Annotated in this window: 1 protein-coding gene; it reads left to right on the plus strand. The window is 64.7% G+C overall.

Going from position 1 to position 513, the window contains the following annotated elements:
- The coding region (locus NCR35_RS29775) for a thiolase family protein (protein WP_502801740.1) at positions 1 to 513 on the plus strand (513 nt) is incomplete at both ends.

Below are 513 nucleotides of genomic sequence, written 5' to 3' on the forward strand. Positions count from 1 at the left end.
CCCCGGCATGACGATCAACAAGGTCTGCGGCTCCGGACTCAAGGCAGTGATGCTCGCGGCCAACGCGATCATCGCGGGCGATTCGGAGATCATCGTCGCGGGCGGGCAGGAGAACATGAGCGCGGCGCCGCACGTGCTGCCCGGCTCGCGCGACGGCTTCCGCATGGGCGACGCGAAGCTGATCGACTCGATGATCGTCGATGGCCTGTGGGACGTTTATAACAACTATCACATGGGCACGACGGCGGAAAACGTCGCGAAGGAATACGGCATCACGCGCGAAGCGCAGGACGCGTTTGCGGCCTTGTCGCAGAACAAGGCGGAAGCCGCGCAGAAGTCGGGCCGCTTCAACGACGAGATCGTGCCGGTTTCGATTCCGCAGCGCAAAGGCGAGCCGATCCAGTTCGCGACCGACGAGTTCGTGCGCCACGGCGTCACCGCCGAAGCGCTCGCGGGACTGAAACCCGCGTTTTCGAAGGAAGGCACGGTGACGGCGGCGAACGCATCGGGCAT

The organism is Caballeronia sp. AZ10_KS36 (assembly GCF_023631105.1).
Classification (GTDB): Bacteria; Pseudomonadota; Gammaproteobacteria; order Burkholderiales; family Burkholderiaceae; genus Caballeronia.